At 63.4% G+C, this 26,534-nt stretch carries 22 protein-coding genes; 15 read left to right on the top strand and 7 right to left on the bottom strand.

Annotation, left to right across the window (positions count from 1 at the left end; translation table 11 throughout):
• Positions 1-17: 17 nt before the first annotated feature.
• The 5 genes from LB568_RS18795 to LB568_RS18815 form a co-directional block, all read right to left on the bottom strand.
• Positions 18-1,460: an MFS transporter gene (locus tag LB568_RS18795; protein ID WP_013894947.1), complete on the bottom strand. Its 1,443-nt coding sequence runs from the start codon at positions 1,458-1,460 to the stop codon at positions 18-20.
• Positions 1,461-1,612: 152 nt separating this feature from the next.
• Positions 1,613-2,200 carry a sarcosine oxidase subunit gamma family protein gene (gene soxG / locus LB568_RS18800; protein WP_013894948.1) on the bottom strand — a complete coding sequence of 196 codons (588 nt, stop codon included), beginning with the start codon at positions 2,198-2,200 and terminating at the stop codon, positions 1,613-1,615.
• Positions 2,193-5,216 carry a sarcosine oxidase subunit alpha gene (locus LB568_RS18805; protein ID WP_224730949.1) on the bottom strand — a complete coding sequence of 1,008 codons (3,024 nt, stop codon included), beginning with the start codon at positions 5,214-5,216 and terminating at the stop codon, positions 2,193-2,195. Before LB568_RS18805 ends, soxG begins: the two co-directional genes overlap by 8 nt.
• On the bottom strand, positions 5,213-5,509 hold the full coding sequence (locus tag LB568_RS18810) for a sarcosine oxidase subunit delta (RefSeq protein WP_224689726.1): 297 nt from the start codon (positions 5,507-5,509) through the stop codon (positions 5,213-5,215). The genes LB568_RS18805 and LB568_RS18810 overlap by 4 nt, the downstream gene beginning before the upstream one ends.
• 25 nt (positions 5,510-5,534) lie before the next feature.
• Complete coding sequence (locus LB568_RS18815) at positions 5,535-6,794, bottom strand: sarcosine oxidase subunit beta (protein WP_224730950.1); 1,260 nt, start codon at positions 6,792-6,794, stop codon at positions 5,535-5,537.
• A gap of 198 nt (positions 6,795-6,992) precedes the next feature.
• On the opposite strand from LB568_RS18815, the gene LB568_RS18820 reads away from it, so the two are divergent.
• The 15 genes from LB568_RS18820 (at position 6,993) to LB568_RS18890 (ending at position 24,864) form a co-directional block, all read left to right on the top strand.
• The gene (locus tag LB568_RS18820) at positions 6,993-9,482 is read left to right on the top strand and encodes a mechanosensitive ion channel family protein (RefSeq protein ID WP_224730951.1); all 2,490 of its coding nucleotides are present in this window, start codon (positions 6,993-6,995) and stop codon (positions 9,480-9,482) included.
• A 145-nt stretch (positions 9,483-9,627) separates the two neighbouring features.
• Positions 9,628-9,891, top strand: a complete 264-nt coding sequence (locus tag LB568_RS18825; RefSeq protein WP_214470436.1) for a hypothetical protein — start codon at positions 9,628-9,630, stop codon at positions 9,889-9,891.
• Between the two features lie 227 nt (positions 9,892-10,118).
• Positions 10,119-11,552, top strand: a complete 1,434-nt coding sequence (locus LB568_RS18830; protein ID WP_224730952.1) for a UbiA family prenyltransferase — start codon at positions 10,119-10,121, stop codon at positions 11,550-11,552.
• 2 nt (positions 11,553-11,554) lie between these two features.
• Positions 11,555-12,904, top strand: a complete 1,350-nt coding sequence (locus tag LB568_RS18835; RefSeq protein WP_224730953.1) for an FAD-binding oxidoreductase — start codon at positions 11,555-11,557, stop codon at positions 12,902-12,904.
• A gap of 88 nt (positions 12,905-12,992) precedes the next feature.
• Positions 12,993-13,460 carry an EamA family transporter gene (locus LB568_RS18840; protein ID WP_224730954.1) on the top strand — a complete coding sequence of 156 codons (468 nt, stop codon included), beginning with the start codon at positions 12,993-12,995 and terminating at the stop codon, positions 13,458-13,460.
• The gene (locus LB568_RS18845) at positions 13,457-14,464 is read left to right on the top strand and encodes an NAD-dependent epimerase/dehydratase family protein (protein ID WP_224730955.1); all 1,008 of its coding nucleotides are present in this window, start codon (positions 13,457-13,459) and stop codon (positions 14,462-14,464) included. The genes LB568_RS18840 and LB568_RS18845 overlap by 4 nt, the downstream gene beginning before the upstream one ends.
• 96 nt (positions 14,465-14,560) lie before the next feature.
• A complete protein-coding gene (locus LB568_RS18850; protein WP_224730978.1) occupies positions 14,561-15,991 on the top strand; it encodes an aspartate aminotransferase family protein in 1,431 nt (476 codons plus the stop codon).
• A gap of 22 nt (positions 15,992-16,013) precedes the next feature.
• Positions 16,014-17,246, top strand: a complete 1,233-nt coding sequence (locus LB568_RS18855) for a hypothetical protein (RefSeq protein ID WP_224730956.1) — start codon at positions 16,014-16,016, stop codon at positions 17,244-17,246.
• On the top strand, positions 17,243-18,001 hold the full coding sequence (locus tag LB568_RS18860) for an FkbM family methyltransferase (RefSeq protein WP_224730957.1): 759 nt from the start codon (positions 17,243-17,245) through the stop codon (positions 17,999-18,001). The genes LB568_RS18855 and LB568_RS18860 overlap by 4 nt, the downstream gene beginning before the upstream one ends.
• 148 nt (positions 18,002-18,149) lie before the next feature.
• Complete coding sequence (locus tag LB568_RS18865) at positions 18,150-20,711, top strand: GcvT family protein (protein ID WP_224730958.1); 2,562 nt, start codon at positions 18,150-18,152, stop codon at positions 20,709-20,711.
• A gap of 91 nt (positions 20,712-20,802) precedes the next feature.
• Entirely contained in the window at positions 20,803-21,651 is an 849-nt protein-coding gene (locus LB568_RS18870) for a DUF1194 domain-containing protein (RefSeq protein ID WP_224730959.1), read from the top strand.
• Positions 21,652-21,744: 93 nt separating this feature from the next.
• Positions 21,745-22,083 (top strand): peptidase inhibitor family I36 protein, encoded by a 339-nt coding sequence (locus LB568_RS18875; protein ID WP_224730960.1) that lies wholly within the window; start codon positions 21,745-21,747, stop codon positions 22,081-22,083.
• A gap of 162 nt (positions 22,084-22,245) precedes the next feature.
• A complete protein-coding gene (locus tag LB568_RS18880) occupies positions 22,246-23,196 on the top strand; it encodes an ABC transporter substrate-binding protein (RefSeq protein ID WP_224730961.1) in 951 nt (316 codons plus the stop codon).
• A gap of 100 nt (positions 23,197-23,296) precedes the next feature.
• Positions 23,297-24,070 (top strand): ABC transporter permease, encoded by a 774-nt coding sequence (locus tag LB568_RS18885; RefSeq protein ID WP_013894965.1) that lies wholly within the window; start codon positions 23,297-23,299, stop codon positions 24,068-24,070.
• Positions 24,067-24,864: an ABC transporter ATP-binding protein gene (locus tag LB568_RS18890; RefSeq protein ID WP_023763384.1), complete on the top strand. Its 798-nt coding sequence runs from the start codon at positions 24,067-24,069 to the stop codon at positions 24,862-24,864. Before LB568_RS18885 ends, LB568_RS18890 begins: the two co-directional genes overlap by 4 nt.
• Positions 24,865-24,880: 16 nt before the next feature.
• On the opposite strand, the gene LB568_RS18895 is transcribed toward LB568_RS18890, so the two are convergent.
• Both LB568_RS18895 and LB568_RS33520 read right to left on the bottom strand, forming a co-directional pair.
• A complete protein-coding gene (locus LB568_RS18895) occupies positions 24,881-25,819 on the bottom strand; it encodes a GlxA family transcriptional regulator (RefSeq protein WP_412033919.1) in 939 nt (312 codons plus the stop codon).
• A 315-nt stretch (positions 25,820-26,134) separates the two neighbouring features.
• On the bottom strand, positions 26,135-26,269 hold the full coding sequence (locus LB568_RS33520; RefSeq protein ID WP_013894968.1) for a hypothetical protein: 135 nt from the start codon (positions 26,267-26,269) through the stop codon (positions 26,135-26,137).
• Positions 26,270-26,534: the final 265 nt, after the last annotated feature.

Below are 26,534 nucleotides of genomic sequence, written 5' to 3' on the forward strand. Positions count from 1 at the left end.
CGCGACGGGCTGCGGCACTATTCCGTATTCATCTGCGCGCCATGTCCGCTGACATGGGCGCCGTCCTGTGGCGTCAGCTTGAGATAGGCTGATAGTGCGCAGAGCGTGATGACGCCCTCGATCACGAACAGGATCCGGAAATCGCTGGTCACGGCAGACCCGCCGCCGGCCAGGAACGATAGCATGGCCGCCGCAAGACCGACGCTGATCGCCACCGCCAGTTGCCAGAGGATGTAATAGAGCGCGCTGAAGCGGGCGAGTTGGTCGGGAGCGATGTCGGAATAGGCGAGGTTTCCGGTCGAGGCCCATTGCACCGAGCGGAAGACACCGAAAACGAAGATGTAGCTAAGCACGATCCAGACCGGCGTCGCCGCCTGCATCAGGGCGAAGCCCGCAACCATCGCGGCGACGATCGGCGTGTTGACGACCAGCACGCGGCGGAAGCCGAAGCGGTTGAGGACACGAGGCATGAAGAAACGCATGACCACCGAGCCGAGCGCGGCAACGAAGGTCAGCGATCCCGCCTCCACAGCGCTCATGCCGAAGCCGAGCTGGAACATCAGCGGCAGCAGGAAGGCGACGGAACTGAGGCCGATCGTGTCCAGGCCGCCGCCGGTGAGAAACGAGATGCGGAAGGTGCGGATGCGCAGCAGCTTGAGGTCGAGCAGGGGATTGGGCACGCGCAGGCAGTAGAGCGAGGCGATCGACAGGATGATGACCGCCAGTGCCAGTCCGCCGGCAATCATGCCGCCGGCGGCATCCTTGGCGGCAAGCGCATCCATGCCGAAGACAAGCAGGATCATGCCGCTGCCGACCAGCAGAAGGCCGGGAAAATCGAACCGCGTGCGAACGGGCTTGGTCACTGTCGGGAACAGCGAGGCGGCAAGGATTGTCGCCGCCAGCGCGAACGGCACATTGATGAAGAAAATCCAGCGCCAGGAAATGTAGGTGGTCAGCGCGCCGCCGACGAGCGGACCGACCAATGGCCCGGACTGACTGGCCAGCGAGATGTACATGTTGATCTTGAGCGTGCGGCTGCGCGGAAAGCTCGACAGGATGACGACCTGGCCGAGCGTGCCCATCAGCGCACCGCCGAAGCCCTGCAGCGCGCGGGCGCCGACCAGTGTCCAGATATCATCGGACAGGCCGCAGAGCGCCGACGAGGTGGCGAACACCAGCAAGGCAAAGCAGTAGACGTTGCGCAGGCCGAAGCGGTCGGCGGCCCAGCCGCCGAGCGGCATGGAGATGATCAGGCTGGCGACATAGACGGTGATCAGCAGGCCGAGCTGGCTCGGTGGACGACCGAGGCTTTCGCCGATGCCGGGCAGTGCCGTCACCACGACATTCTGGTCGAGGCTGGTCATGAACACGCCGCAGGCGACCGTCAGCGGTAGCAGGAGCAAGGCCCGGGCCGACACATCGGCGCGATCCGTGGCGCCGGCGGATAGTTCTGCGGTCATGGGGATGTTCGAACCAAACGAATGCGCCGAGTCTGAGACGGGATTTTTATCCCTTGGGTCGATCTGGCGACCACGTTTTTCCTACCATGGCCGCTGGCGGCGCGATTCTCTAGCGGCAGAACCGGCTGGCGTTGATGCCAGAAGCAATTGCTCTACTGCACCTCGTAGCCTACTTCCTCGCTGGCGTGGCAGAGCGCCTTCCAGAACGAGCGGGCGAACGAGCGAAAGACATAGATGTCGAACTCGTCGGCGCCGGTGCGCTGGATCTGGGCGAAGACATCGTGATGTGCGGTCGAGCGGCCGGCGCCTATGGGAAAGGCCGGCAGCGCGAAGTCGATGGCGAAGAATTTCGCCAGCACCCATTCGGCTTTCGGCCCGGCGATGCGGATGGCGGTGCGGCCATGCGACAGGTCCGTCACCGTGCCGATGACCGGTGTCACCGCCTTGGCGAAGGCGTCGGCCAGCCCTTCGGCTTCGTCGGCCACGGTGAACTTTCCCGGCGCGAAGCCGAACACCGACTTCACGCCGTCGCTCAAGCCGCCGCCGGCACCGTCAGGCAGTGCAAGGCCGGTGACCGTGCGGATGGCAGCGATCAGCTTCTTCTCCTCGCCTGGCCATGCGGCGAGCTGCACGATCGAGCCCGGCCTTGTCTCGGTCAGGAGGATCTCGACGCCGTGCTCGAAATTGCCATGCGAGCCGGTGTGAAACTCCGGCTCAAGGGGGGATTGGCGCTCAACCATGCATGCGGGTCCCTTCCGGATCGTAGAAATGGTTGGAGACGATCTCGACCGGTCCGAAGCGATTGCGCAGCGGATCGGAGACATGGGCACGCGTGCCGTGCCTTGCCTTGCCGCCCTTGACCAGCGCCAGCGCGATATGCTTGCCGAGCGCCGGCGAGTAGCAGCAGGCGGTGATGTGGCCGATCGAGCCGTGCGGATTGGCCTCGTCAACCTCCTCGACGATGTGCGCACCGCCATTGAGCGGCCGATTGTCCAGCGCGATCAAGCCGACCAGTTCCAGCCGGTCGACCGCGATCAGGCCTTCGCGGTCCATCATCGCCGAGCCGATGAACGGCTTCTTCTTCGACAGCATCCAGTCGAGATGCAGATCGCGTGCCGTGGTGCGGCCGTCGATCTCGGCGCCGGTGACATGGCCCTTTTCGATGCGCATCGTGCCGAGCGCCTCGAGCCCGTAGGTGACCAGTCCGAACGGCTTGCCGGCCTCGATCAGCGCTTCCCAGACATGCGTGCCATGGCCGGCGCCGGAATAGACCTCGAAGGCCATTTCGCCGGAGAAGGACAGCCGGCAGATCATCACCGGGACGCCGGCGATCTCGCCACGCACGATGCCCATGAAGGGCAGCGTCGCATTGTCGACAGCGGTGCCGGTGACGCAAGCCGCAAGGATCTGCCTCGCCTTCGGCCCGCCGATCGCGGCCCCGGCCCATTCATCGGTCACCGAGGTGACGTGCACTTTCAGCTCCGGCCAGACCACGTCGAGGAAATATTCCAGATGCTGCATCACCTTGCCGGCATTGGCCGTGGTGGTGGTCATCAGGAAATCCTGCTCGCCAAGCCGCCAGGTGGTGCCGTCGTCGAAGGCAAAGCCGTCCTCGCGCAGCATCAGCCCGTAGCGCGCCTTGCCGACGGCGAGTGTCGAAAACATGTTGGTATAGACGCGGTCGAGGAAAGCGGCTGCGTCGGGACCTTGCACGGCGATCTTGCCCAGCGTCGAGACATCGACGATGCCGGCGCTTTCGCGCGTCGCCTTGGCTTCGCGTACATAGGCCTGCTCGACCGTCTCGCCGGCATGGCCGTAGATCATCGGCCGGTACCAGAGGCCGGCGGAATACATGGTCGCGCCGTTGGCGAGATGCCAGTCATGCATCGGCGTCAGCCGTTCGGGCTTCAGGTCGCCGAAACGCTCGGCCGCCAGCGAGCCGATCGACACCGGCGCGAAGGGCGGCCGGAAGCGTGTCGTGCCGACCTCCGGGATCGGCTTGCCCAGCGCCTCGGCCATGATGGCGAGCCCGGGGACGTTGGAGCTCTTGCCCTGGTCGGTCGCCATGCCAAGCGTGGTGTAGCGCTTGAGGTGCTCGACCGAGACAAAGCCTTCGCGATGCGCCAGCCGCACATCCTCCGCGGTCACGTCGTGCTGGAAGTCGACAAAACTCTTGCCCTTGGCCCTGATCTCGAAAACAGGCGCCGGATCGGGATCGCCAGGTGCGGCCTCAACAGTGGGCAACGGCGGCGGCGTGGCTGTTCCACCGGCCGCCGTGAGCCCGGTAGCGCGGCCTTCGGCGATGGCTTCGGCCGTCGAAAAACTGCCGGTAAAGGCGCCGGCACCGATCCATTGTTGTGTTGGCCATTGTTGTGCCGGCCCCTTCTGTGTGGGCTTCGGCGGCAGGAAGGCCTGCCGGGCTGCGTTCCATTCCGCCCTGGCGCCGGCTTGGCTGGCGAGATGAATGGTCGGCGACCAGCCGCCCGACACCAGCAGGCAGTCGGCGTGGATCGAGCGCGCATCGTCGCTCAGCGTGCCCGTGATCATGTCGAAACGTTGAACCTTGATGCCCGAGAGCGCCTTGCCGCCTTCGGTGGCGACGACGGCATGGCCCGTTAACAGTTCGGCCTCGGCTTCCGCGGCGAGCTTGCGCATCTCGGCCGAAAGCTCGGGCCTGACGTCGGCGATGGCAATGATCGCGGCGCCCGCTTTCTTCAAGGCGACCGCTGCGCGATAGGCGCTGTCATTGTTGGTGAACAGGGCGACCCGTTCGCCCGGCAGAACGCCGAACTCATTGGCATAGCGCTCGGCCGCATGCGCCAGCATGACGCCCGGCCTGTCATTGCCCGGGAAGACAAGCGGTCGTTCGAAGGCACCCGTGGCCAGCACGACGGACCTGGCGCGGATCGCCCAGTAGCGATGGCGCGGCTCGCCCTTGGCGGGCTGCTCCTTGTGGTCGCTGACCCGTTCGAGCGCGGCAAGCGTATTGTTGTCGTAGTAGCCCCAGACCGTGGTGCGCGGCAGAAGCCGGACATTGTCGCGGCCTGCGAGCTGGGCGACGGTGCGCCGCGCCCAATCGGCGGCGGGCGCGCCATCGATGATTTCATCGGACCAGTTGGCCGAACCGCCGAAACGCGGTTCGAGATCGGCCAGCATGACACGGGCGCCCTGATCGGCGGCTGCCTTGGCGGCCATCAGGCCGGCAGGGCCGGAGCCGACCACCAGCACATCGCAAAAGGCGTTCATGCGTTCGTAGCGGGCCGGGTCCTTCGCCGATCCGGCGCTGCCGAGGCCGGCGGCACGGCGGATGAAGTGCTCGCAGAACATCCAGAAGCGCGTGCCCTTGAGCGGGCCGACCACCGGTCCCATGAAGGTCTTGTAGTAGAAGCCGGCCGACAGGATCTTGCCGCCGAGCTGGTTGACCGCGTGGATGTCCCAGGCAAGCGAGGGGAAGCGGTTCTGGCTGACGGCGACCAGGCCGTCATGGATCTCGACCATGGTGGCCGGGATGTTGGGCTCGCGCACCTCGCCCTTCAGCACCGTCACCAGCGCATTGGGCTCCTCGACACCGGCGGTCAGCAGGCCGCGCGGGCGGTGATACTTGAACGAACGCCCGAAAAGAGTGACGCCCTTGGCCAGCAGTGCGGAAGCCAGCGTATCGCCGGCATGGCCGGTATAGGCAACGCCGTCGAAGGTGAAACGGATGGTCTTCAGCCGGTCGATGCGGCCGCCAGTGTCGGTGCGGCGCGGGCTCATGCTTTGTCCTCGGCCTTGCGGCGGGCGGCCGAACCGTGGTCGCCGCGTACGAAGGCGACACTCGAAATCTCATGCGTCAGCGTGTTGCGCACGACGCGCAGATGCGCACGACAACCGCCGGAATGCTGCCAGATCTCATTGTGGTCGCCGGCCGGGTTCAGCCGGTCGTAGACATAGGCGTTCCATGCCTCGAAATTCTGCGAGGCGGGATCGGGACGTTCGCGGTTGCCATCACCCTGGTAGGTGAACTCAATGACGTCGCGCGGGCCGCAATAGGGGCAGGTGATCAGCATTCAATTCTACCTAATGCAGCCTTGCTCAATGAAGCCTGGGGTTCGCGCCCTGGCCCTTGTCGTCGATGACAAGGCCACGGTGGAAACGATCGAGCGTGAACGGCGCGTTGAAGTCGTGCGGCTCATCCTTGGCGATGGTCCAGGCAAAGGTCCAGCCAGAGGCCGGCGTCGCCTTGAAGCCGCCATAGCACCAGCCGCAATTGAGATACATGCCGGGCAGGGGGCCGGTGGTTATGATCGGCGAGCCGTCCATCGACATGTCGCAGACGCCGCCCCAGGAGCGCAGCATGCGCACGCGGGCAAGACCCGGGAACAGCGCCAGCATCTCGCTCATCACCTCGTCGACGACGGGCAGGTTGCCGCGCTGCGCGTAGCTGTTGTAGCCGTCGATGTCGCCGCCATAGACAAGGCCGCCCTTGTCCGACTGCGACATGTAGAAATGCCCCATGCCGAAGGTCACGACGGTGTTTATAAAGGGCTTTAGCGATTCCGTGACGAAGGCCTGCAGCACATGGCTTTCGATCGGCATCGTCTCGACGCCGGCCAGTTGCATGACCCGGCCCGTGCTGCCGGCCACCGCGACCGCCACCTTCTTGGCGCGGATGTCGCCGCGCGAGGTGGTGACGCCGGTGATGCGGTCGCCATCGCGCAGGAAGCCGGTGACCTCGCAATTCTCGATGATGTCGACACCGCGCCGGTCGGCGCCGCGCGCATAGCCCCAGGCGACGGCATCGTGGCGGGCGGTGCCGGCACGCCGTTGCATCAGGCCGCCAACCACGGGGAAGCGCGCATCGCCGGAGATGTCGAGCGCCGGGATCAGGCGCTTGATCTCGGCCGGCGTCATCAGCTCCGCATCGACGCCGAGATGGCGCATGGCGTTGCCGCGCCTTGCGTAGTCGTCGAACTGGGCCGGCGTGTGCGCCAGGTTCAGGCAGCCGCGCTGCGAGAACATGACGTTGTAGTTGAGTTCGTGCGAGAGGTTCTCCCACAGCTTCATCGAATGTTCGTAGAAACGGGTGTTGGCCGGCAGCAGGTAGTTCGAGCGCACGGCCGTCGTGTTGCGGCCGACATTGCCGGAGCCGAGCCAGCCCTTTTCCAGCACCGCGACATTGGTGATGCCGTGCTCCTTGGCAAGGTAGTAGGCGGTTGCCAGCCCATGGCCGCCGCCGCCGACGATGATGACATCGTAGGACGCCTTCGGGTCCGGCTTGCGCCAAGCCGGTTTCCAGTCCTTGTTTCCCTTGAGCGCGTTCGCGAGCAGCGAAAGGGCCGAGTACTCTGCCATGTGCAAGTTGTCCGGTTCGGGCGATGCGGCAGACTATAGAGCAGGCCGCACGTGCAAAGCCAATATTGCGCCATGGCCTTTCGACTGGCCGACGCCTTTGTCAACGCCCCGACGCGACGACTTGCCCCATGATATGGCCGTCTTTATCAAGGACAGGCTTTCAAATTGCCTTTGCCGTCCATGAGTCGCCCACAAATCATGCTTTTCCGATTGCTTCGCCTCATTATGGTCCTCACGCTGGTCGTCTCGGCGCCGCCTTCGTTTGAGGCGATGGCGCAGGGCGTCGGCCAGGCGCCCGCCGGATTGGTCGCCGACCAGCAGAAGATCATCCAGGGTCTGACCACCAAGGCCGACAATTTCGAAAAGCAGACCCAGCAGGATGGCGAGGACGATAGCAGCCTTGTCGATATCCGCCTGCAGCTGGAGGAATTGTCACGGCAATCGCTTAACAGCGCGCTGGCCTTCCGCACACGTCTTGGCGAGATCAACGCCCGCCTGGAGCAGCTTGGCCCGGCCCCCGCCGCCGGCCAGCCGGAAGAGCCCGATATCGTCAGTGCCGAACGCCAGGCGCTGACATCCGAAAAGGCCGAGATCAACGCTGTCATCTCGCAGGCCCAGGCCCTGTCGATCCGCATCAGCGGGCTGATCGACAAGATCGGCAACATGCGCAGCGAGCTGTTCCGCAATCTTTTGACCAAGCGCTACGTGCTGTCGGACGCGCTGAGCCCGCAGGTGTTTTCCGACGCCCGCGACGAGTTCGGCAATTTCTACAAGGCGGTGTCGTCCTGGCTGAGCTTTGCCTTCAAGTTCAAGTTCCAGGCGATCCTGGCGGCAACCTTCGTGGCGCTCGGCCTGGCGCTGGTGCTGCTGGTCGGCGGCAGGCGTCTTTTCGGGCGGGTGTTCGAAGCCGACCCCACCAATGAGGACCCATCCTATCTCAGTCGCTTGTCGGTGGCCTTCTGGTCGACCTTGCTGCCGACGCTGGCGGTCGCCGCCTTTCTTGGATCGACAATTTTCTTTTTCAATTATTACAATGTGTTGCGCGGCGACATTGGGCTCTTCCTCAACGCGCTGGCGACCGTCATCGGCGTGGTGTTCTGCGTCAACCGCCTGACCAACGCGGCGCTGGAGCCGCGGCTGCCGAACTGGCGCCTGATCCCGGTCGAAACCGGGCCGGCGCGCTGGCTGGTGCGCCTGGCCACCGCCATGGCCGTGGTCATCAGCGTCAACACCTTCCTGTCGGTGATCAACGACAAGATGGGCTCGCCGCTGTCGCTGACCATCGCCCGCAGTTTTGTCGCCACCATTGTCGTCGGCATCATCCTGATCCTGATGGCGATGCTGCGGCCGTTCAAGGCGCGCGACGGAAGCTGGCGGCCGTGGCCGGCATGGCTGCGTTACCTGTCGCTGGGCCTTGGCCTGTTCACCATCATAGCCGCCTTGCTCGGCTATATTGGCCTTGCGCTGTTCGTCTCACTGCAGGTGGTGGTCACCGGCACAGCCTTGATCACCGCCTATATCGGGTTCCTGTCGGCGCAGGCGATCGGCGAGGAGGGCGCTTTCGCCAATACATTCGTCGGCCGCTGGCTGTCGGCCAATTCCAGCTACGACGACACCGCGCTCGACCAGCTCGGCCTCGTTGTCAGCATCGCCATCAACCTGTTGATCGTGCTGGTGTTCCTGCCGCTGATCCTGTTGATGTGGGGGTTCCAGCCCGGCGACATCCAGGCCTGGGCCTACAAGCTCGCGACAGGGATCAACATCGGCTCGGTGACGATTTCGGTCACCGGCATCCTTTCGGGCATCGTCGTCTTCGTCATCGGCTATTTCCTGACGCGCTGGTTCCAGGGCTGGCTCGACGGCTCGGTCATGGCGCGCGGCAAGGTCGATACCGGGGTGCGCAACTCGATCCGGCTGGCGGTCGGCTATGCCGGCGTCGCGCTGGCGGCGCTGGTCGGCATCTCGGCCGCCGGCATCGACCTCTCCAGCCTGGCGCTGGTCGCGGGTGCGCTTTCCCTCGGTATCGGCTTTGGCCTGCAGAATGTGGTGTCCAATTTCGTCTCCGGCCTGATCCTGCTGGCCGAGCGGCCGTTCAAGGTCGGCGACTGGATCGTCGCCGGCGATGTCAGCGGCACCGTCAAGAAGATCAGCGTGCGCGCCACCGAGATCGAGACCTTCCAGCGGCAGTCGGTGATCCTGCCCAATTCCAACCTGATCAACAACGCCGTCGGCAACTGGACGCACCGCAACAAGCTCGGCCGTGTCGAGGTCAAGGTCGGTGTCGCCTATGGCAGCGACGTCAAGCAGGTGCATGCCGTCCTGCTGGAGATCGCTCGCAGCCATCCGCTGGTGCTCAAGAATCCCGAGCCCTTCGTGCTGTTTTCCAACTTCGGTGCCGCCGCGCTGGAATTCGAAATCCGGGTGTTCCTGGCCGATATTATGAACGGCAGCGTTGTGCAGAATGACATTCGTTTCGCCGTGCTGGAAAAATTCAACGGCGAGCATATCGAAATCCCCTCGACACCGCGTGCCGTCGTCGAGGTCCACAAGCCCAAGGCCTGGCCGACCGACGACGACAAGATCGAGGCCGACTTCGCCGAACAGGAACAGGCCAAGGTGGAGGCCGCGGCCGAGGCGAAAAAGCTCGTCAAATCAGGACGCAAGCTGCGCAAGCCGGATCCTGATTAGACCGGAAGCCGGCGAAGCCGAAGCCAATTGCGGCATGAATGCGGCATTCAGTTGCGGTTCAGCTTCCATCTCATATAAGCTCCCATGCAAAGGCGAAAATGCCTTGCGTAATGCAACAGAGGCGGTGGGAACACCGATATTGCAAATGTGGAAGTCTCTCGTCGCTGCCGTCGCCTTGCTCGCCGTGAGCGGCTCGGCCCATGCCGCAAGCGCGGTCAACAAGGACGCCGAGACCCGCACGCTGATCGTGACGGAAGGCGGCAGCAAGACCGACCTTGCGCTGGCCGGCGGTGAAACCGTCGAATTCTGCCAGAATGGCTGCTTCGTCACCTTGCCCAATGGCGACCTCGAAGCGCTGACGGGTTCGGAAACCGTCGAGATATCCGGCGGCGTCGCCCGCATCAAGTAATCCTGGCGGCGTGATTGGAAAGGCCGGGCGTTTGTCCGGCCTTTTATCGTTTCCGGTAGCGGTTGCTTAACAATGACGCCGGAAATACCACCGCGACAGCCGCCCACAACCGTGCGTTTTAACGTTCGCTACGCCATACCCCGCTATACCAGCCCCAAGACGCCGGAACACGGCGCTCAACGAGATTCCGGTTTCCCGGATCAAATGGCGGCAGGGGCAGGACGTACATGGATGCGCGGTCGGACAGGAACGCAATACCGCTTGCGGTCGATCTCGACGGTACGCTGATCGCAACCGACCTGTTGTGGGAAGGACTGTTCATCCTTCTCAAGAAGAACCCGCTCTATATTTTTTTCGTGCCGTTCTGGGCGGCTGGCGGGCCGGCGCGGCTGAAGCAGGCGATCGCGCAACGCATCGATATCGATCCCGCGTCGCTGCCTTATCGTGAGCTATTGCTCAACCGCCTTCGCGCTGAACATGCCGAGGGCCGCAAGATCGTGCTGGCGACCGGCACGCCGCGCAAATTCGCCGACGCCATATCGGCCCATCTCGGTATTTTCGACCGGGTGCTGGCCACCGACGGCTCCGACAATCTCACCGCGGGCAGGAAGCGCGCATCGCTGATATCAGCCTATGGCGACGGCGGTTTCGACTATGCCGGCAACAGCCGCCATGACCTCCAGGTCTTCGACGCTGCCCGCAATGCGATTGTCGTCGCACCCGACCGCCATGCCGCGCGCTGGCAGGCGGCGCGTGGCGCCGAAACGATGCCGGCGCCGAAGCCGACATTGCGGACCGTCGTCAAGATGCTGCGCGTGCACCAGTGGCTGAAGAACTCGCTGATCGCCGTGCCGATGGTGCTGTCGCACGAATATTTCAATTCCAACATGATCTGGGAATGCCTGCTGGCGTTCGTCTCGTTCAGTGCGGTGGCGTCGGCGATCTACATCCTCAACGACTTCTTCGACCTGGCGCTCGACCGCAAGCACGCCACCAAACGCAACCGGCCGTTCGCCAGCGGCGCGCTGTCGATCCCCTTCGGCCTTGGCGCGATCGCGGTGCTGCTGGCGATCGGCATTGGCACGGGGTTCTTCCTGTCGCTCGAATTCCTGGCTGTGCTTGGCGGCTACATGGTGGTCACGACTGCCTATTCGCTGTCGTTCAAACGCATGCTGCTTGTCGACGTGCTGACGCTTGCCGGCCTCTACACGATCCGGGTGATCGCCGGCGCGGCCGCGCCCGGCGTCGACGTCTCGTTCTGGCTGCTCGCCTTCTCGATCTTCTTCTTCCTGTCGCTGGCGCTGGTGAAGCGTTTTGTCGAATTGCGCACCACCGCCATTCCGCCCGGCGAGCGCATTGCCGGACGGGGTTATCGCACCGAGGACCAGGAGATCGTCGCCCAGGCCGGCATGGCGTCAGCCTTTTCCTCGGCACTCGTCTTGGCGCTCTACATGGACAGTGTCGCGGTGCGCGAACTCTATCCGCACCCATGGCTGATCTGGCCGCTGCCGCCGATCGTGCTCTACCTCACCATGCGGGTCTGGATCCTGGCGCGCCGCGACGAAATGCATGACGATCCGGTCGTCTTCATCATCCGCGACTGGCGCAGCCAGATCGTGGTGCTGATCGGCGCGGTGCTGCTGGTCATCGGGGGCTGGTAGGCATGGCTGAACGCTTCCGCAGCTTTGGCCTTGCCACGCCGCCGGCGCCAAGGGCGATCCAGGCCGACGATGCCATCGCGTTGCTGAAGGCTGGTCAGGCCGGCGAAGCCTCGCTGCTTGCCTATGGCAATGGCCGTTCCTATGGCGATTCCTGCCAGAACCAGGCCGGCGCGGTGGTCGACATGCGATGCCTGAACCGCATTCGCGGCTTCGACGCCATGACCGGCGTGCTCGAAGCGGATGCCGGCGCGTTGTTGTCCGAAATCATCGCGCACGCAGCACCCCATGGCTTCTTTCCGGCAGTGGTTCCGGGAACGCAATTCGTCACGCTTGGCGGCGCCGTCGCCAATGACGTGCATGGCAAGAACCATCACCGGCGCGGCACGTTCGGCTGCCATGTTGAGAGTTTCACGCTGCTGCGGTCCGATGGAAAGACCTATCGCTGCTCGGCCACCGACAATCCGCGCCTGTTTGCGGCGACCATCGGCGGCATGGGGCTGACCGGCCTGATCCTGTCGGCCTCGATCAGGCTGATGCGGGTTCCTTCGCTCGACATCGTCGAGAAGGCAACGCCATTTCGCGACCTCGGCGAATTCTTCGATATCGCCGAGGCGGCGGACCAGGCCAATGAATATGCCGTGGCCTGGATCGATCAGCTCGCGGGCGGCCGCCGGAGTGGACGCGGCCTTTTGTTTGCCGGCAACCACGCCGAGCATGGCTCGCATACGGCCGCGCGGGCCGGCGGCAATCTGTCGGTGCCGTTCCAGCCGCCGTTCAACGTGCTCAACCGGCCGTTCCTGACCGTTTTCAACGCCGCCTATCGGTGGAAGAAGGGCCGGGCGACAGCGCCGCGCCAGACCGGTTACCAGGGTTTCTTCTTTCCGCTCGATGGCGTGCGCGACTGGAACCGGCTCTATGGCCCCAATGGACTGTTCCAGCACCAGAGCGTGGTGCCGGAGGAGGCCGCGCGGATCGTCGTGCCGGAATTGCTCGCCGCCGCCAGGCGGGCCGGGCAGGGATCCTTCCTGACCGTGCTGAAGCGCTTCGGCGCGGTCCGCTCGCCGGCGCTGCTGTCTTTCCCGCGGCCGGGCTATACGCTGACGCTGGATTTCCCCAACAGGGGGGCGGCGACGCTTGCCCTGCTCGGCGAGCTCGACCGCATCACCATCGCGGCCGGAGGGGCGGTCAACCCTTACAAGGATGCGCGCATGGCGGCTGCGACCTTCGCCGCCTCCTTCCCGGACTGGCCGCGGCTGGAAGCGCTGCGCGACCCTCTCTTCATGTCTGACTTCTGGGCGCGCACGGCTGGGAGCATCGACCTGCGGCGGCGTGGCGCCGAGGCTGCCGAATAGCTAAAATTGAAATGATTCATGGTTATCGAATGCTTAACGACAAGATTTACTCAAAACATGCTTGTGAGTTCACGAAATCTTTTGGGGTTTGTATTACTCGAGGTCACGGGGCGGGCGCGCTGACATGAAATATATCGTCTTCATTCTATTTACGGTGATGACCAATGCCGCTGCGCAGCTCATGCTGAAGCAGGGCATGATGTCGCTTGGGCCGATCTCGTTCGAGGGTGCCAACCCGCTGGTCAAGCTGCTGCAGATCGTCTTCAGCCCCTGGGTGTTCCTGGGGCTCTGCACTTTCGTGATTTCCATGGCCTCGCATCTCTATGTGCTGTCCAAGGTCGAGCTTTCCTTTGCCTATCCCTTCCTCAGCCTCGCCTATGTCGCCGTCGCCATCTTCGCCTATTTCGTCTTCCGCGAGGACCTCAACGGCTGGCGCATCGCCGGCATCGCCTTCATCTGCGTCGGCACGGTGCTGATCGCGCAGAGTGGTCGCGTGCACGAAGAGGAAACGGCTTCCCTTTCGTCCGACAGGATTCACAGCGAGACCGTTCGATGAGACATGTTATTTTCGGTGGTGACGGCTTCGTCGGCCGCCACCTTGCCCCGAAGCTTGTGGCCGATGGCGAAGAGGTTGTCGTTGCCGACATCGCCAGGAGCGACCTTGCGCACTACCGCAACGTCCGCTTCGTCACCTGCGACGTCACCGATCCGGCGTCGGTCGCCGCGGTCGGGCTCAAGGCCGACGACATGATCTACAATCTGTCGGCCAAGATGCTGTCGCCGATCCAGGTGCGCGCCAAGCGGCACGATTTCTTCTTTCCGGTGAATTTTCACGGCACCGAACACATCATACAGGCCATGGACAGAGCCGGCGCGCCCAAGCTCGTCCACTACACGACCGACATGATTTACGGCCACACGGTCACCCAGCCGATGACCGAGGACCATCCGGTCGCGCCGCTCGGCGAATATGGCTGGTCGAAGCAGAAGACCGAGGAACTGGCAGCCGTTTGGCGCATGCGCGGCATGTCGATCTCGCTGTTTCGCCCCCGCCTGATCATCGGGCCCGGCCGGCTCGGCATCCTGGAAAAACTGTTCAAGCTGATCGACTGGAATTTTCCGGTGCCGATGATCGGCTCGGGCAGAAACCCCTATCAGTTCATTTCTGTTTTCGATTGTGCCGAAGCTGCCCGCGCGGCCTGGAAAGCCGGCGTGCCAAACGAGGCCTACAATCTCGGCTCGCTCAATCCGCCGCCGGTGAAGAAATTGCTCGGCGACCTGATCAGGCATGCCGGCTCGAAATCGATCCTGATCCCGACGCCGGGTTGGGCGGTCAAGCGCACGCTCGACCTGCTCGATCTGATGAATATGCCGATCATGGATCCGGAGCAGTATCTGATCGCCGACGAGGAATGCGTGCTCGACGTGTCCAAGGCCGAGCGGCAGCTCGGTTGGGTGCCGCAATATCGCGACGAAGACATGCTGATCGCCGCCTACAGCGAGTACCGCGCCAAGAAGGCCGGGCATGCCGTCGCCACCAACCATGTGCCCGCCGAATAGCCGAACAGTTTTATGGCGCACGACAATGGTCGTCAGCGCGGACAGGAGATTGAAATGACCGTCATGGCCAAGCCCGAACAGACGAATGCGCGCACCATGGTCAATGCGCCGGCGTTGTCGCCCGCCACCATCGCCAAGCCCGACCTGATCAGCGTCGAGCAGGCCAAGGCGATGGATGTCGCGGCAATGACCGACCTGTTCAAGGCGCATCTCAATCCCGGCCAACTGCATTTCATGAAGCTGCTCGGCTTCCACAAGATCAAGATCGAGCGCGCCGAGGGCATGTTCTACATCGACCAGAACGGCCGCAAGATTCTCGATTTCTTCGGCGGCTTCGGGTCGCTGGCCTTCGGCCACAACCATCCGCGCATCCTGGAGGCGCGCAAAAAATTCCAGGAGGAGAAGCGCCAGGAAATCGCCATCGCCTTCATGTCGCAATATGCGGCGGCATTGGCGCACAACCTCGCCAAATGCTCGCCCGGCGATCTCGACATGGTGTTCCTGGGTTCGTCCGGCTCGGAGGCCATGGAAGCGGCGGTGAAACTCGCCGAGCGCGCCGCCGGCCCCAAGAGGCCGAAGATCGTCTATGCCGAGAATTCCTTCCACGGCAAGACCAAGGGCGTGCTCGGCATCACCGACGGTCAGCTCTACCGCGCCGACTTCAAGATGGCGGACAATACGGTGCGCATTCCCTTTGCCGACATCGATGCGGTCGAGCGCCTGTTCCGCTCCGATCCGGAGGTCGGCGTCATCGTGCTCGAAACCATCCAGGGCGGTGGCGGTATCATTCAGGCGCCTGCCGAGTATTGGCAGAAGCTGCGCGCGCTGTGCGACCAGCACGGCGTGCTGTGGGTCGCCGACGAAGTGCAGTGCGGCTATGGCCGCTCGGGCCGGTTCTACGCCTTCGAGCATTACGGCGTGGTGCCCGACGTGACGGCGCTGGCCAAGTCGCTCGGTGGCGGCAAGGCGGCGGTCGGCGCCATGATCGCGCGCCGCGAGGTTTATATGAAGGCCTACGGCACGCCGAAGACGGCAATGATCCATGCCATGGCCACCTTCGGCGGCATGGGTGAAGCCTGCGTCACCTCGATAGAGGCGCTCAACGTGCTCTATGACGAGGGGCTGATCGACAACGCCGCCATCATCGGCGATTATTTGCTCACGCGCCTGCAAGCGCTCAAGGACAAATATCCCAAGATCATCAAGGATGTGCGTGGCAAGGGCTTCATGGTCGGGCTTGAGTTCCACGACTTCTCCCAGACTTTGCCGATGGTGCTGCGCCCGATCGTCAGCGTGCTCGACGACAAGCTGAAGGGGTCGCTGTCCGGCTTCGTCGGGGCGCTGTTGTTACGCGACTACGATGTGCTGGTCGCCTTCACCGAATACAACCGCAACGTCATCCGGCTCGAGCCGCCGCTGATCTGCCAGCGCGAGCATGTCGACCGCTTCGTTGATGCCTTCGACAGCCTGTTGTCGCGCGGCATCGTGGGAATCGTGAAGGATTTCGTCAAAAGCCAAGTCCGTTAAAACGAAGCTCGCTGAGTAGACCATGCTGACCAAGTCGCCCGCTCCGCAAAACCAGCTCGACCGGCTCACCGAGGCCGGCCTGGCGTGGGGCGAGGGGACCTATGCAAGGCTCGCCGCACCCATCGGCGCGGCGGCCTTCGCGCTCTACATCCTTTTGACTGCGTTCACGGCATGGGTGATGCCCGACGCCAATTGGGACATGCTGCCCTATCTCGCAATATCGGAGGAAGGCACCTATCCCGATGCGCAGGCACTGCATGACTATGCCTACAGCACCGTCAAATCCGGCGTATCGGCCGGCGACTACAAGACGCTGACCGACGATGGCGGCGGCTTCCGCAGCCACATGACGGAGAATGCCGCCGACTTCCATTCGCTGCTCGGCATGTACCGGATCAAGTTCCTCTATGCCGAGATCCTGTCGACGCTGAGCTCGGTGATGTCGCCGGTCGAGGCGATGCGCCTGGTGCAAGTGTTCTCGGTGCTGCTGTTCGGCGCGATCGCGCTGCTCTGGCTGCGTTCGCAAAACGCGTTGGCCCTGGCGCCGGTGGTCGGCGTGGTGCTGATCATGGCCGATTTCGGCGATGCGGCGCGCGCCTCGACGCCGGACCTGCTGACGTCGGCGCTGCTGCTCGGCGGGCTCTACGCCTACATCAGAGGCCGCGAGGCAGCGACGGCGATCCTGCTCTTTCTCGCCTTCATGGTGCGGCCGGACAATATTGTTTTCCTTGCTGTTTTCGCGGTGCTGCTGGTCGTCTTCCGGCAGAAGGCATGGGGTGCGCTGGCCGGCTTTGCCGCGTCCTTCATTGCCTATTTCGCCATTTCACACTGGGCCCATCATCCCGGCTGGTGGCCGCATCTTTGGTTCTCCAGCATCGAGCAGCACTATGATATGGACGGGTTCGAGCCGACCTTCTCGGTCATCGCCTATTTCAGGGCGTTCGCCGCGTCGCTGCTGCGCGCCGTCAACCTGAACAGCTGGGTCGGCGTTTCGGTGCTGGCGCTGGCGGGCTGGTATGCGGCGAGCCGTGCCGGCTTCCACCTCGACCGCCGTGCCGGCATCCTGTTCGCCGCACTGGTGCTTGGCGCGCTGGCGAAGTTCACCGTCTTCCCGATCCACGACACGCGGATCTATTTCCCGCATCTGATCCCGCCATTCCTGCTGCTGGCAACGCCGTTCATGGCACTGTGGGCAGCTATTGCCCGCAGCCAGCATCGCGAGGCGCTGCAAATCGTTCCCGGAGACAAGCCATGAGTTCGCTATCCAGCCTGGCACGCATCGCGCTGTCGCTCGGTCTTCCGGCAGGTCTGCTCGATCGCGGACCGTCGCTGCGCGGCACGAAATTCCTCGCCAAGGCGGCGCTGAAAGCACGCTTCGGCGGGGCAGGACGGCCGTTCCAGATGGTCAATGTCGGCGCCTGCGACGGCGCGCTGTTCGATGACGTGACGCCTTGGCTGCACAGGATTGCCGGCGCGCGCGCCATGCTGGTCGAGCCGATCCCGTACAATCAGAAGCGGCTGCGCGCCAACTATCCCGACACGGGCCGCTTCATCATCGAGCCCGTGGCTGTCACAAAAGCCAAGGGCACGATCACCGTTCACACTTTCGATGCCGCGGCGCTCGAAGCCGGCACGCTGCCGATCGAGTTCATCGGCTGCTCGTCGGTCACCGACACCAATCTGATGTCGGGCAAGAATGCCTGGGGCGAGGCCGACGCCAACTTCAACAAGTTCGCACCGCACCTTCGGAATATCGAGGTGCCGTCGGAAACGCTGCAGACGCTGCTCGATCGCAACGGCATCAGCCATATCGACGCCTTCCTCGTCGATTGCGAAGGCGCCGACTGGGTCGTCTTCGAACAGCTCGATCTCAAGCGCTATCGTCCGGGCATGATCAAGGTCGAGGTCGGCGCACTGCCGGCCTCGGAGATCGGCCAGGTCGTGGTCAAGCTGAAGACGGCGGGCTACCAGGTCGGGTTCCAGGCCGAGGATGTCTGGGCCTTCGCCTGAGGGTCACGATTCTCCAGATCATGTAGGGGTCGCGCCGCACCAGCGGCGTGTCGCAAACAGGCGGTAGCGTGGTCGCTGTCGCCTGCATATTGTGCGCCGATCAAACGGGCGCCGACGCTGCCCGCAAACGCTTTTGGAGTCGCGGGCAATGGCAGAGTTTCCGAAAAAGGCGAAGGTCGTCATCATAGGCCTCGGCGGCATCGTCGGCGCGTCGATCGCCCATCATCTGATCGAGCGTGGATGGGACGACATCGTCGGCATCGACAAGTCGGGCATCCCGACCGATATCGGTTCCACCGCGCATGCCTCCGACTTCTGCTACACGACCAGCCACGACTTCCTGTCCTGCTGGACGACGCTTTATTCCATCGATTTCTACGAGAAGATGGGCCACTATGCGCGCATCGGCGGCCTTGAAGTCGCGCGCGTCGGCGACGACGGCCGCATGGACGAGATCAAGCGCAAGATCGCTTCTGCGAAGGCTTTTGGCACACGTGCACGCCTGATCGAACCGGCCGAGATCAAGGAAAAATTCCCGCTGATCGAAGAAGGGATGGTGCAGGGCGGGCTCTGGGATCCCGATGCGGGCCTGGTGATCCCGCGTTCGCAGACTGTCGCCGGCAAGCTAGTCGACCAGGCGGAAGCTTCGGGCAAGCTCAAATCCTTCGCCAACACGCCGGCCAGGTCGCTCGTCGTCAAGGACGGCCGGATCAGCGCCGTGGTGACCGATCGCGGCACCATCGAAGCCGATTATGTCATCGTCTGCGCCGGTATCTGGGGCCGTCTGATCGCGGAAATGGTCGGCGAGGATCTGCCGGTCATGCCGATCGACCATCCGCTGACCTTCTTCGGTCCCTATAATGAGTTCGCCGGCACCGGCAAGGAGATCGGCTGGCCTCTGCTGCGCGACCAGGGCAACTCGGCCTACATGCGCGACACCGGCGATCCCAAGACCGCCGAGGGCGGCCAGATCGAGTGGGGCTATTACGAAGAAAACAATCCGCGCCTCTGCCATCCGCGCGACCTGCTTGAGAAGGACCAGGCCCGGCTATCGCCATCGCAGCGCGACCTCGACATGGAGCAGATCCTGGCACCGCTCGAGCGCGCCATGGAACTGACGCCGATCCTGGGCGAGCTCGGCTACAATGAAAGCCATTCCTTCAACGGCCTCTTGCAGGTGACGGCCGATGGCGGACCGTCGATGGGCGAAAGCCAGAAGGTGAGGGGGCTCTGGTATGCGGTCGCCATCTGGGTCAAGGACGGCCCCGGCATGGGCAAGCTGATCGCCGATTGGATGACGGACGGCCGCACGGAAATCGACCACCACGCCATCGACTATACGCGCTTCTATCCGCACCAGACGAAGGAACAGTTCATCTGGGACCGCTGCACCGAAACGGCGATGAAGGTTTACAATCCCGCGGTGCATCCGCGCGAGCCGTTTTCCAAGGCCCGCAACATCAGGCGTTCGCCGTTCTGGGAGCGCGAGAAGGAGCTCGGCGGCTACTTCATGGAACTGGGCGGATGGGAGCGTGCTCACGGCTATGCCGCCAACGAGCATCTGCTGGAGAAATACGGCAACCGCGTGCCGGTGCGCGAGAACGAATGGGACAATCGCCATTTCTGGCGTGTCTCCAACGCCGAACATCTGGCGATGAGCGAGGATTGCGGCATCGTCAACCTGTCGCATTTCTCGATGTATGACATCGAGGGACCCGACCACGTCGCGTTGCTGGAGTGGCTTTGCGCGGCCAAGATCGGCGGTGACAACAATATCGGCAAGGGCATCTACACCCACTTCCTCGATGAGGAAGGCATGGTGCGCGCCGACTTCACCGTCATCCGCATGGCGGACCGCTGTCGTTTGATCGACGGCGCGGACGCCGGCCCGCGCGACTTCCAGTACATGCGCCGCACAGCGCAGGACAAAGCTTTTGATGTCACCATCACCGACGTGACGGAGAAATTCGTCACCATCGGCATCTGGGGTCCGAATGCCCGTGCCACCCTGCAGAAAGTGGTCGAGAACCCCGAGGGTCTTTCGCTCGAGAATTTTCCGTTCGCGGCGATCAAGCCGGTCAGGATCGGCGGCAAGGACGTCACCGCCTTCCGCATCTCCTATGTCGGCGAGCAGGGCTGGGAACTGCACATGCGCTACGAGGACGGTCTCGCCGTCTGGGATGCGCTGCGCTCGACCGGCGTGATGCCGTTCGGCGTCGAGACCTATGCCAACACGCGCCGCATGGAAAAGAGCCTGCGACTGCAGAACGCCGACCTCTTGACCGAGTACAATCTGCTCGAAGCCGATCTCGCGCGTCCGAAGGTCAAGGAGAATGATTTCTGCGGCAGGGCCAAGCATCTGGAATACCGCGCCCGCGAGCACCAGCCGGCCATGCTGTGCACGCTGGTGATGACCGAGAACACCGATTCCAAGGGCGTCGCCCGCTATCCAGTCGGCATCATGCCGGTGATGGACCCCAAGACGGGCGAAACGCTGGTCGACGATCTCGGCCGCCGGTCCTTCACTTCCTCGGTCGCCTACGGCCCGACCATCGGCAAGAACATCGCGCTCGCCTATCTGCCCTGGGCATATGCCCAGGAAGGCCGCAAGCTGGCTGTCGAATATTTCGGCGAGACATACCCAGTCGAAGTCGCGGCTGTCGGTTACAAGCCGCTCTATGATCCGGAGAATCTGAAGCCGCGCAGCTGATTGCCGGGCAGAACGGAGCGATTGCAAAAGCCTGGCCTTCGAGGCGGGCTTTTGTCTTTTTAACCGAGCGGTTTTCGCTTACCCTTGCGGCATGTCTGCTTTCCCGTGTGCAAGACATCTGCTTTCCGGCTGCGCCGCGCTGGCACTGACGCTCTGGCTGACGCCGGGATCGCGCGCGGACGAGCCGGTCGATGTCGAGCTGGTGCTGGCGGTCGATGTCTCGCTGTCGATGTCGGCGGACGAGCTCGAAATCCAGCGCCATGGCTACGCAGCGGCGCTGACACATGACAATGTATTGCAGGCGATCGCCAATGGCTCCTATGGCAAGATCGCCGTCACCTATGTCGAATGGGCCGGCACCAGCTGGCAGCGTGTCATCGTGCCTTGGACGGTCATCGCCAACCGTGACGATGCCGAGCGGGTGGTCGCACAAATGTCGGCGCATCCGCCCGACAGCGCGCGGCGCACCTCGATATCCGGCGCGCTGGAGTTCGGCAGCGACCTTTTCGCCGAAAGCGGCTACCAGGGGACCAAGCGGGTCATCGACATTTCCGGCGACGGGCCCAACAACCAGGGCGCGCCGGTCAACCTCACCCGTGACGGGGTGGTCAGCCAAGGCATCGTCATCAACGGCCTGCCGCTGATGACCCGCGGCGGCTTTTCCGGCGCCTACGACGTCAACGATCTCGACCGCTACTACAGCGACTGCGTTATCGGCGGCCCAGGAGCCTTCATGATCCCGGTCAACGACTGGACGCAATTTCCCGAAGCCATCCGCCGCAAACTGGTGCTGGAGCTTGCCGGCCCGGCGTCACCGCAATGGGCGGCCGAGAAGGCGGATCGTCCGCCAGTCGTGCTGGCGCAGGAAAAGCCCGCCAGCGATTGCCAGATCGGCGAGAAAATGTGGCGCAACCGGAGCTGGATGCCGGACAGCCGCTAGAGACCCAGGCGCAGGTGGGAGGAGGCATTGGCAAACTGATCGGCCCGCGCTATCCAGCCGGTGGGGGGCACGGTCGAACCGAGGAAACATCAGATGAAGCGCCTTGCCGTCCTGACAGCTGTCGCGTCCGTGCTTTTTGCAGATGGCGCCAGCGCCCAATACAACGACCAGCCGGCCTGCGTCATGTTCGAGCACGCGAATTTTCGCGGGCGGTCGATCGAAATGGCGCCCGACGATTCGGTGAGCTTTCGCGGTGGTCAGTTCTGGAACGATCGTCTTTCTTCGGTGTTCGTCAGCCGCGGCTGCACGCTCGTGGCCTATGAGGATACGCGGATGGGCGGCCGTTCGATAGAGATCGGCCGCAGAGCCCGCTATCTCGGAGGCAACTGGAACGATCGCATCTCGTCCGCCGAGTGCGTCTGCGACGGTTAAAATATCCTGGATTCAGGCAGCAGGTAGCCATTGGGTCATTTGGCTGCCGGGCCGGCTGCGTGTCTCAGGCCAACCCGACACGCGCTTCACCATGCTGTTGATTGACAAGGTCGCCGGTGTCTGTGAACTATTTCCCCCAAGAGAAACAAAAGGGGAACCGACATGAACAGAATCGCCATTTTCGCCGCAACATTGACACTTGTCGCCGGCCTGTCCGCGCCGGTGATGGCCGCCACGTCGGTCACCATCGGCATCAGCGGCTGGACCGGCTTCGCGCCGCTGACGCTTGCCAAGCAGGCAGGCCTCTTCGAGAAACACGGCCTCGACGTGACCTTGAAGAAGGTGCCGCAGGCCAGCCGTCCGCTCGCCATCGCCAGCGGCGACCTGCAATGCGCCGCCACCACGGTCGAGACGTGGCTGGTGTGGAACGCCAGCGGGGTAACAACCAAGCAGATCTTCCAGCTCGACAAATCCTACGGCGCCGACGGCATCGTCGTGCGCAACGACATCAAGACCGTCGCCGATCTCAAAGGTAAGAATGTCGCGTCCTCGGCGCCGGGCACGTCACCCTATTTCATGCTCGCCTGGGTTCTGAACAAGAACGGCATGTCGACCAAGGATGTGACCGTCGTCAATCTTGAGCCGGACGCAGCGGCGCAAGCCTTCCTTGCCGGCCAGAACGATGCCGCGGTCACCTATGAGCCGTTCATCTCGGCGGTGCGCGACAAGGCCGACCAGGGCCATATCCTGGCGACCACGCTCGACTATCCGATGGTCCTCGACACGGTCGGCTGCACGCCCGAATTCCTCAAGGCCAACCCGGATGCCGCCAAGGCGCTCGCCGACAGCTATTTCGACGCGCTCGACCTGATCAAGAAGGATCCGCAGAAATCCTACGAGATCATGGGCGCCGATGTGAAACAGTCGGCCAAGGAGTTCGAGGATTCGGCGAAGTACCTGAAATGGGCCGACAAGGCCGAGAACAAGCAGTTCTTCACCAAGGAATTCCAGGACTTTTCCAAGACCGCCGGCGATCTGCTGCTGCAGATGGGGCTGATCAAGGAAGCCCCCGACGTCGCCACTTTGGCCGACACAAGCGCGGTGGCGAACTGACCGTCGGGTCTCTGCCCATCACGCGGCGGCGCCTGCGCCGCCGCTTTCTCACGGACAAATTTGAGCATGGGGACGAAATGACGATGCGGACGATCTGACGATGCGCCCCTTGCATCCGGTCGCGCCGGGCCTCCGAACCGTGCTCGGCATCTCCTTCTTCGTCCTGTTTGTGGCGTTCTGGGCGTGGATCACGCTTGGCGGGCACGTCAACCGCATCTTCCTCGCCGACCCACTGTCTATGCTTCGGGATGGCTGGCGGTTGCTGGTCGAGGACCGTTTCTGGCTCGACATACTGATCACCATCTGGCGGGTTTTTGGGGGCTTTGTGCTGGCGTCGGTCGTTGCCGTGCCGATTGGTATCGCGATGGGCGCCTGGAAGCCGGTGGAGGCGTTTCTCGAACCTTTCGTCTCCTTTGCCCGCTACCTGCCGGCATCCGCCTTCATTCCGTTGCTCATCCTGTGGGCCGGCATCGGCGAATTGGAAAAACTGCTCGTCATCTTCGTCGGCTCGGTGTTCCAGATCATCCTGATCATTGCCGTCAAGGTGGGGTCGACGCGGCGCGACCTGGTCGAAGCCGCCTATACGCTGGGCTCGACCAACAACGGCATCGTCAAGCGGGTGATCATGCCGGCCAATGCGCCGGAGATCGCCGAGACGCTGCGGCTGGTGCTCGGCTGGGCCTGGACCTATGTCATCGTCGCCGAGTTGATCGGCTCGTCGTCGGGCATCGGCTATATGATCATCAACAGCCAGTCGCGGCTGGCGACCGGGCAGATCATCTTCGGCATCATCGTCATCGGGCTGATCGGGCTGTTGTCCGACTTCGCCTTCAAGGCGTTCAACCGCTGGCTCTTTCCGTGGAGCCTGGCGTGAGCAAGCTTCTTATCGAGGGCGTTTCGCGCACCTTTGCAGGCGTGCGCGGCGGACAGCCGGTCAGGGCGCTGATGCCGGTCGACATGGCGGTTGCCGCCAACGATTTCATCACCATTCTGGGGCCGTCCGGGTGCGGGAAGTCGACGCTGCTCAGGATCGTCGCCGGCCTCGAAGCCCCGAGCGAAGGCCGCGTGCTGCTCGACGGCAAGGCGGTGACGCGGCCGGGACCGGATCGCGGCATGGTTTTCCAGTCCTACACGCTGTTTCCGTGGCTGACGGTCGCCGAGAATATCGCCTTCGGCCTGCGCGAACGCGGCATGGCGCAAAAGGAGCGCGACGAGGTCGTCGCTTCCTATGTCGATCTCGTCGGGCTGAAAGGGTTCGAGAACCATTGGCCGAAGCAGCTTTCCGGCGGCATGCAGCAGCGCACGGCGATTGCCCGGGCGCTGGCCAACGATCCCGAGATCCTGTTGCTGGACGAGCCGTTCGGCGCGCTCGACAACCAGACGCGCGGGCTGATGCAGGAATTGCTGCTCGGCATCTGGGAACGGCGCAAGAAGACGGTGCTGTTCGTCACACACGACATCGAGGAGGCGATCTTCATGGCCTCGCGGGTGATCGTGATGACGGCGCGGCCCGGCAGCATCAAGTCGGATGTCGCCATCGACCTGCCGCATCCGCGCCATTACACGCTCAAAACCAGTCCGGAATTCTCCGCGCTGAAGGCGCGGCTGACCGAGGATATCCGCGTCGAGGCGATGCGGACGGCGCAGGCGCAGCCGACCGAGGCCTGACCGGCGGAATTGCGGGTCAGGCGGCCAGCAGCTGCTTGCGGTCGACGCGCTCCTGCTGCGGCGAGCGGGCGTAAAGCTCGCGGTAGCATTTGGAGAAATGCGAGGCCGAGACGAAGCCGCAGGCGACAGCCACCTCGACCACCGGCATCGACGACTGGATCAGCAGGTGCCTGGCGCGGTCGAGCCGGATTTCCAGGTAGTAGCGGGCAGGGGAGCGGCCCATCTCGGTGCGGAACAGGCGCTCGATCTGGCGCCGCGACAGGTCGACATGGTCGGCGATCTCGATCAGCGACAGCGGCTCGGAGAGGTTGCCTTCCATTAGCTCGATGATGGTCAGCACTTTCGAGTTCTGCACGCCGAGGCGGGCACGCAGCGGCAGGCGCTGGCGGTCGGTCGGGCTGCGCACGCGGTCGGTCAGCACCTGCTCGCAGACGCGGTTGACGAGGCTCTCGTCGAAATCGTCGCCGATCAGCTTCAGCATCATGTCGAGTGCTGCGGTGCCGCCGGCGCAGGTGTAGATGTTCTGGTCGATCTCGAAGAGGTCGGCAAAGACATTGGCCTTGGGAAACGCCTCGGAAAAGCCCGGCAGGTTTTCCCAATGAATGGCGCAGCGCTTGTTGGACAGCAGACCGGCGGCGGCGAGGATATGCGCGCCGGTGCACAGGCCGCCGACGGCGACACCGCGATTGTACTCTTCGCGCAGCCAGGCGAAGGCCGACTTGTTATGGTAGCGCTCGACATCGATGCCGCTGCAGACGATGGCCATGTTGGGCCGTTCAGGACCCGCCATCTTCTTGCGCTCCTCCTCGAGCGAGGTGTTGACGGCGCATTCGACACCGTTGGAGGCGCGCACCGGCTTGCCGTCGATGCTGGCCAGGCGCCAGCGATAGGCCTCGTAACCGAGCATGCGATTGGCCGAGCGCAGCGGGTCGAGCGCGGTCGCAAAAGCGATCATGGTGAAGTCGGGGACAAGGAAGAACACAAACGATCGCTTGATCGGATGCTTTACGGCGTTCAAGGGAACCTCACACAGCCATGACGCGAACAGGATGTCGCGAATAGCATAGCGTCATCAGGAAAAACCATGCTTGTCAATCGGCTACGCCGCCTGGACGCGATTAAATTTGCGACATGGGTCGCAAATGGGCAATGGGATCGATGAACCCCGCAGGAGCGGGTGAGGTGGAAACAAAAACGCCGCCTCGGCCAAGGCCGGGCGGCGTTGCAGTCATGGGAGCAGCGGCACGGACGCGCTGCCCCGAAGAAATCTTCAGGCGACGAAGCCGAGGCGTGCAGCAGCCATGGCGCCGGTCTGGCCGGGCATGGTGTTGGCGAGGCGCTGACGCTCGAGAGCGGTCGTCAGGTTCATTTCGCGGCGGGCGAAGAGGCGGGCAAAAAGCTTCATGATCATCTCCATTCGGTTGCTCAGACGGGTCGCCTTCGCTTGATGGAGTGGGGCAGCTCGTTTGCTGGCGGTGATATAGGCTTGTGTAAGCAGAAACTAAATCGCAAAAGCGAAGCGCTTGATATGAAAAGCGACATCAGATGCGACAAATTTGGGCAGGATGCTCAGAATCTATTATTGTTTACAGCCGGTTAGTTCAAAATTCGGGATGCTATGCGGCTTGTTCATATGCGCCATGCAGCGGCAGCATGGCTCGTGAATTCAT

It is taken from the genome of Mesorhizobium sp. B263B2A (genome assembly GCF_020165775.1).
GTDB classification, from domain to species: Bacteria; Pseudomonadota; Alphaproteobacteria; order Rhizobiales; family Rhizobiaceae; genus Mesorhizobium; species Mesorhizobium opportunistum.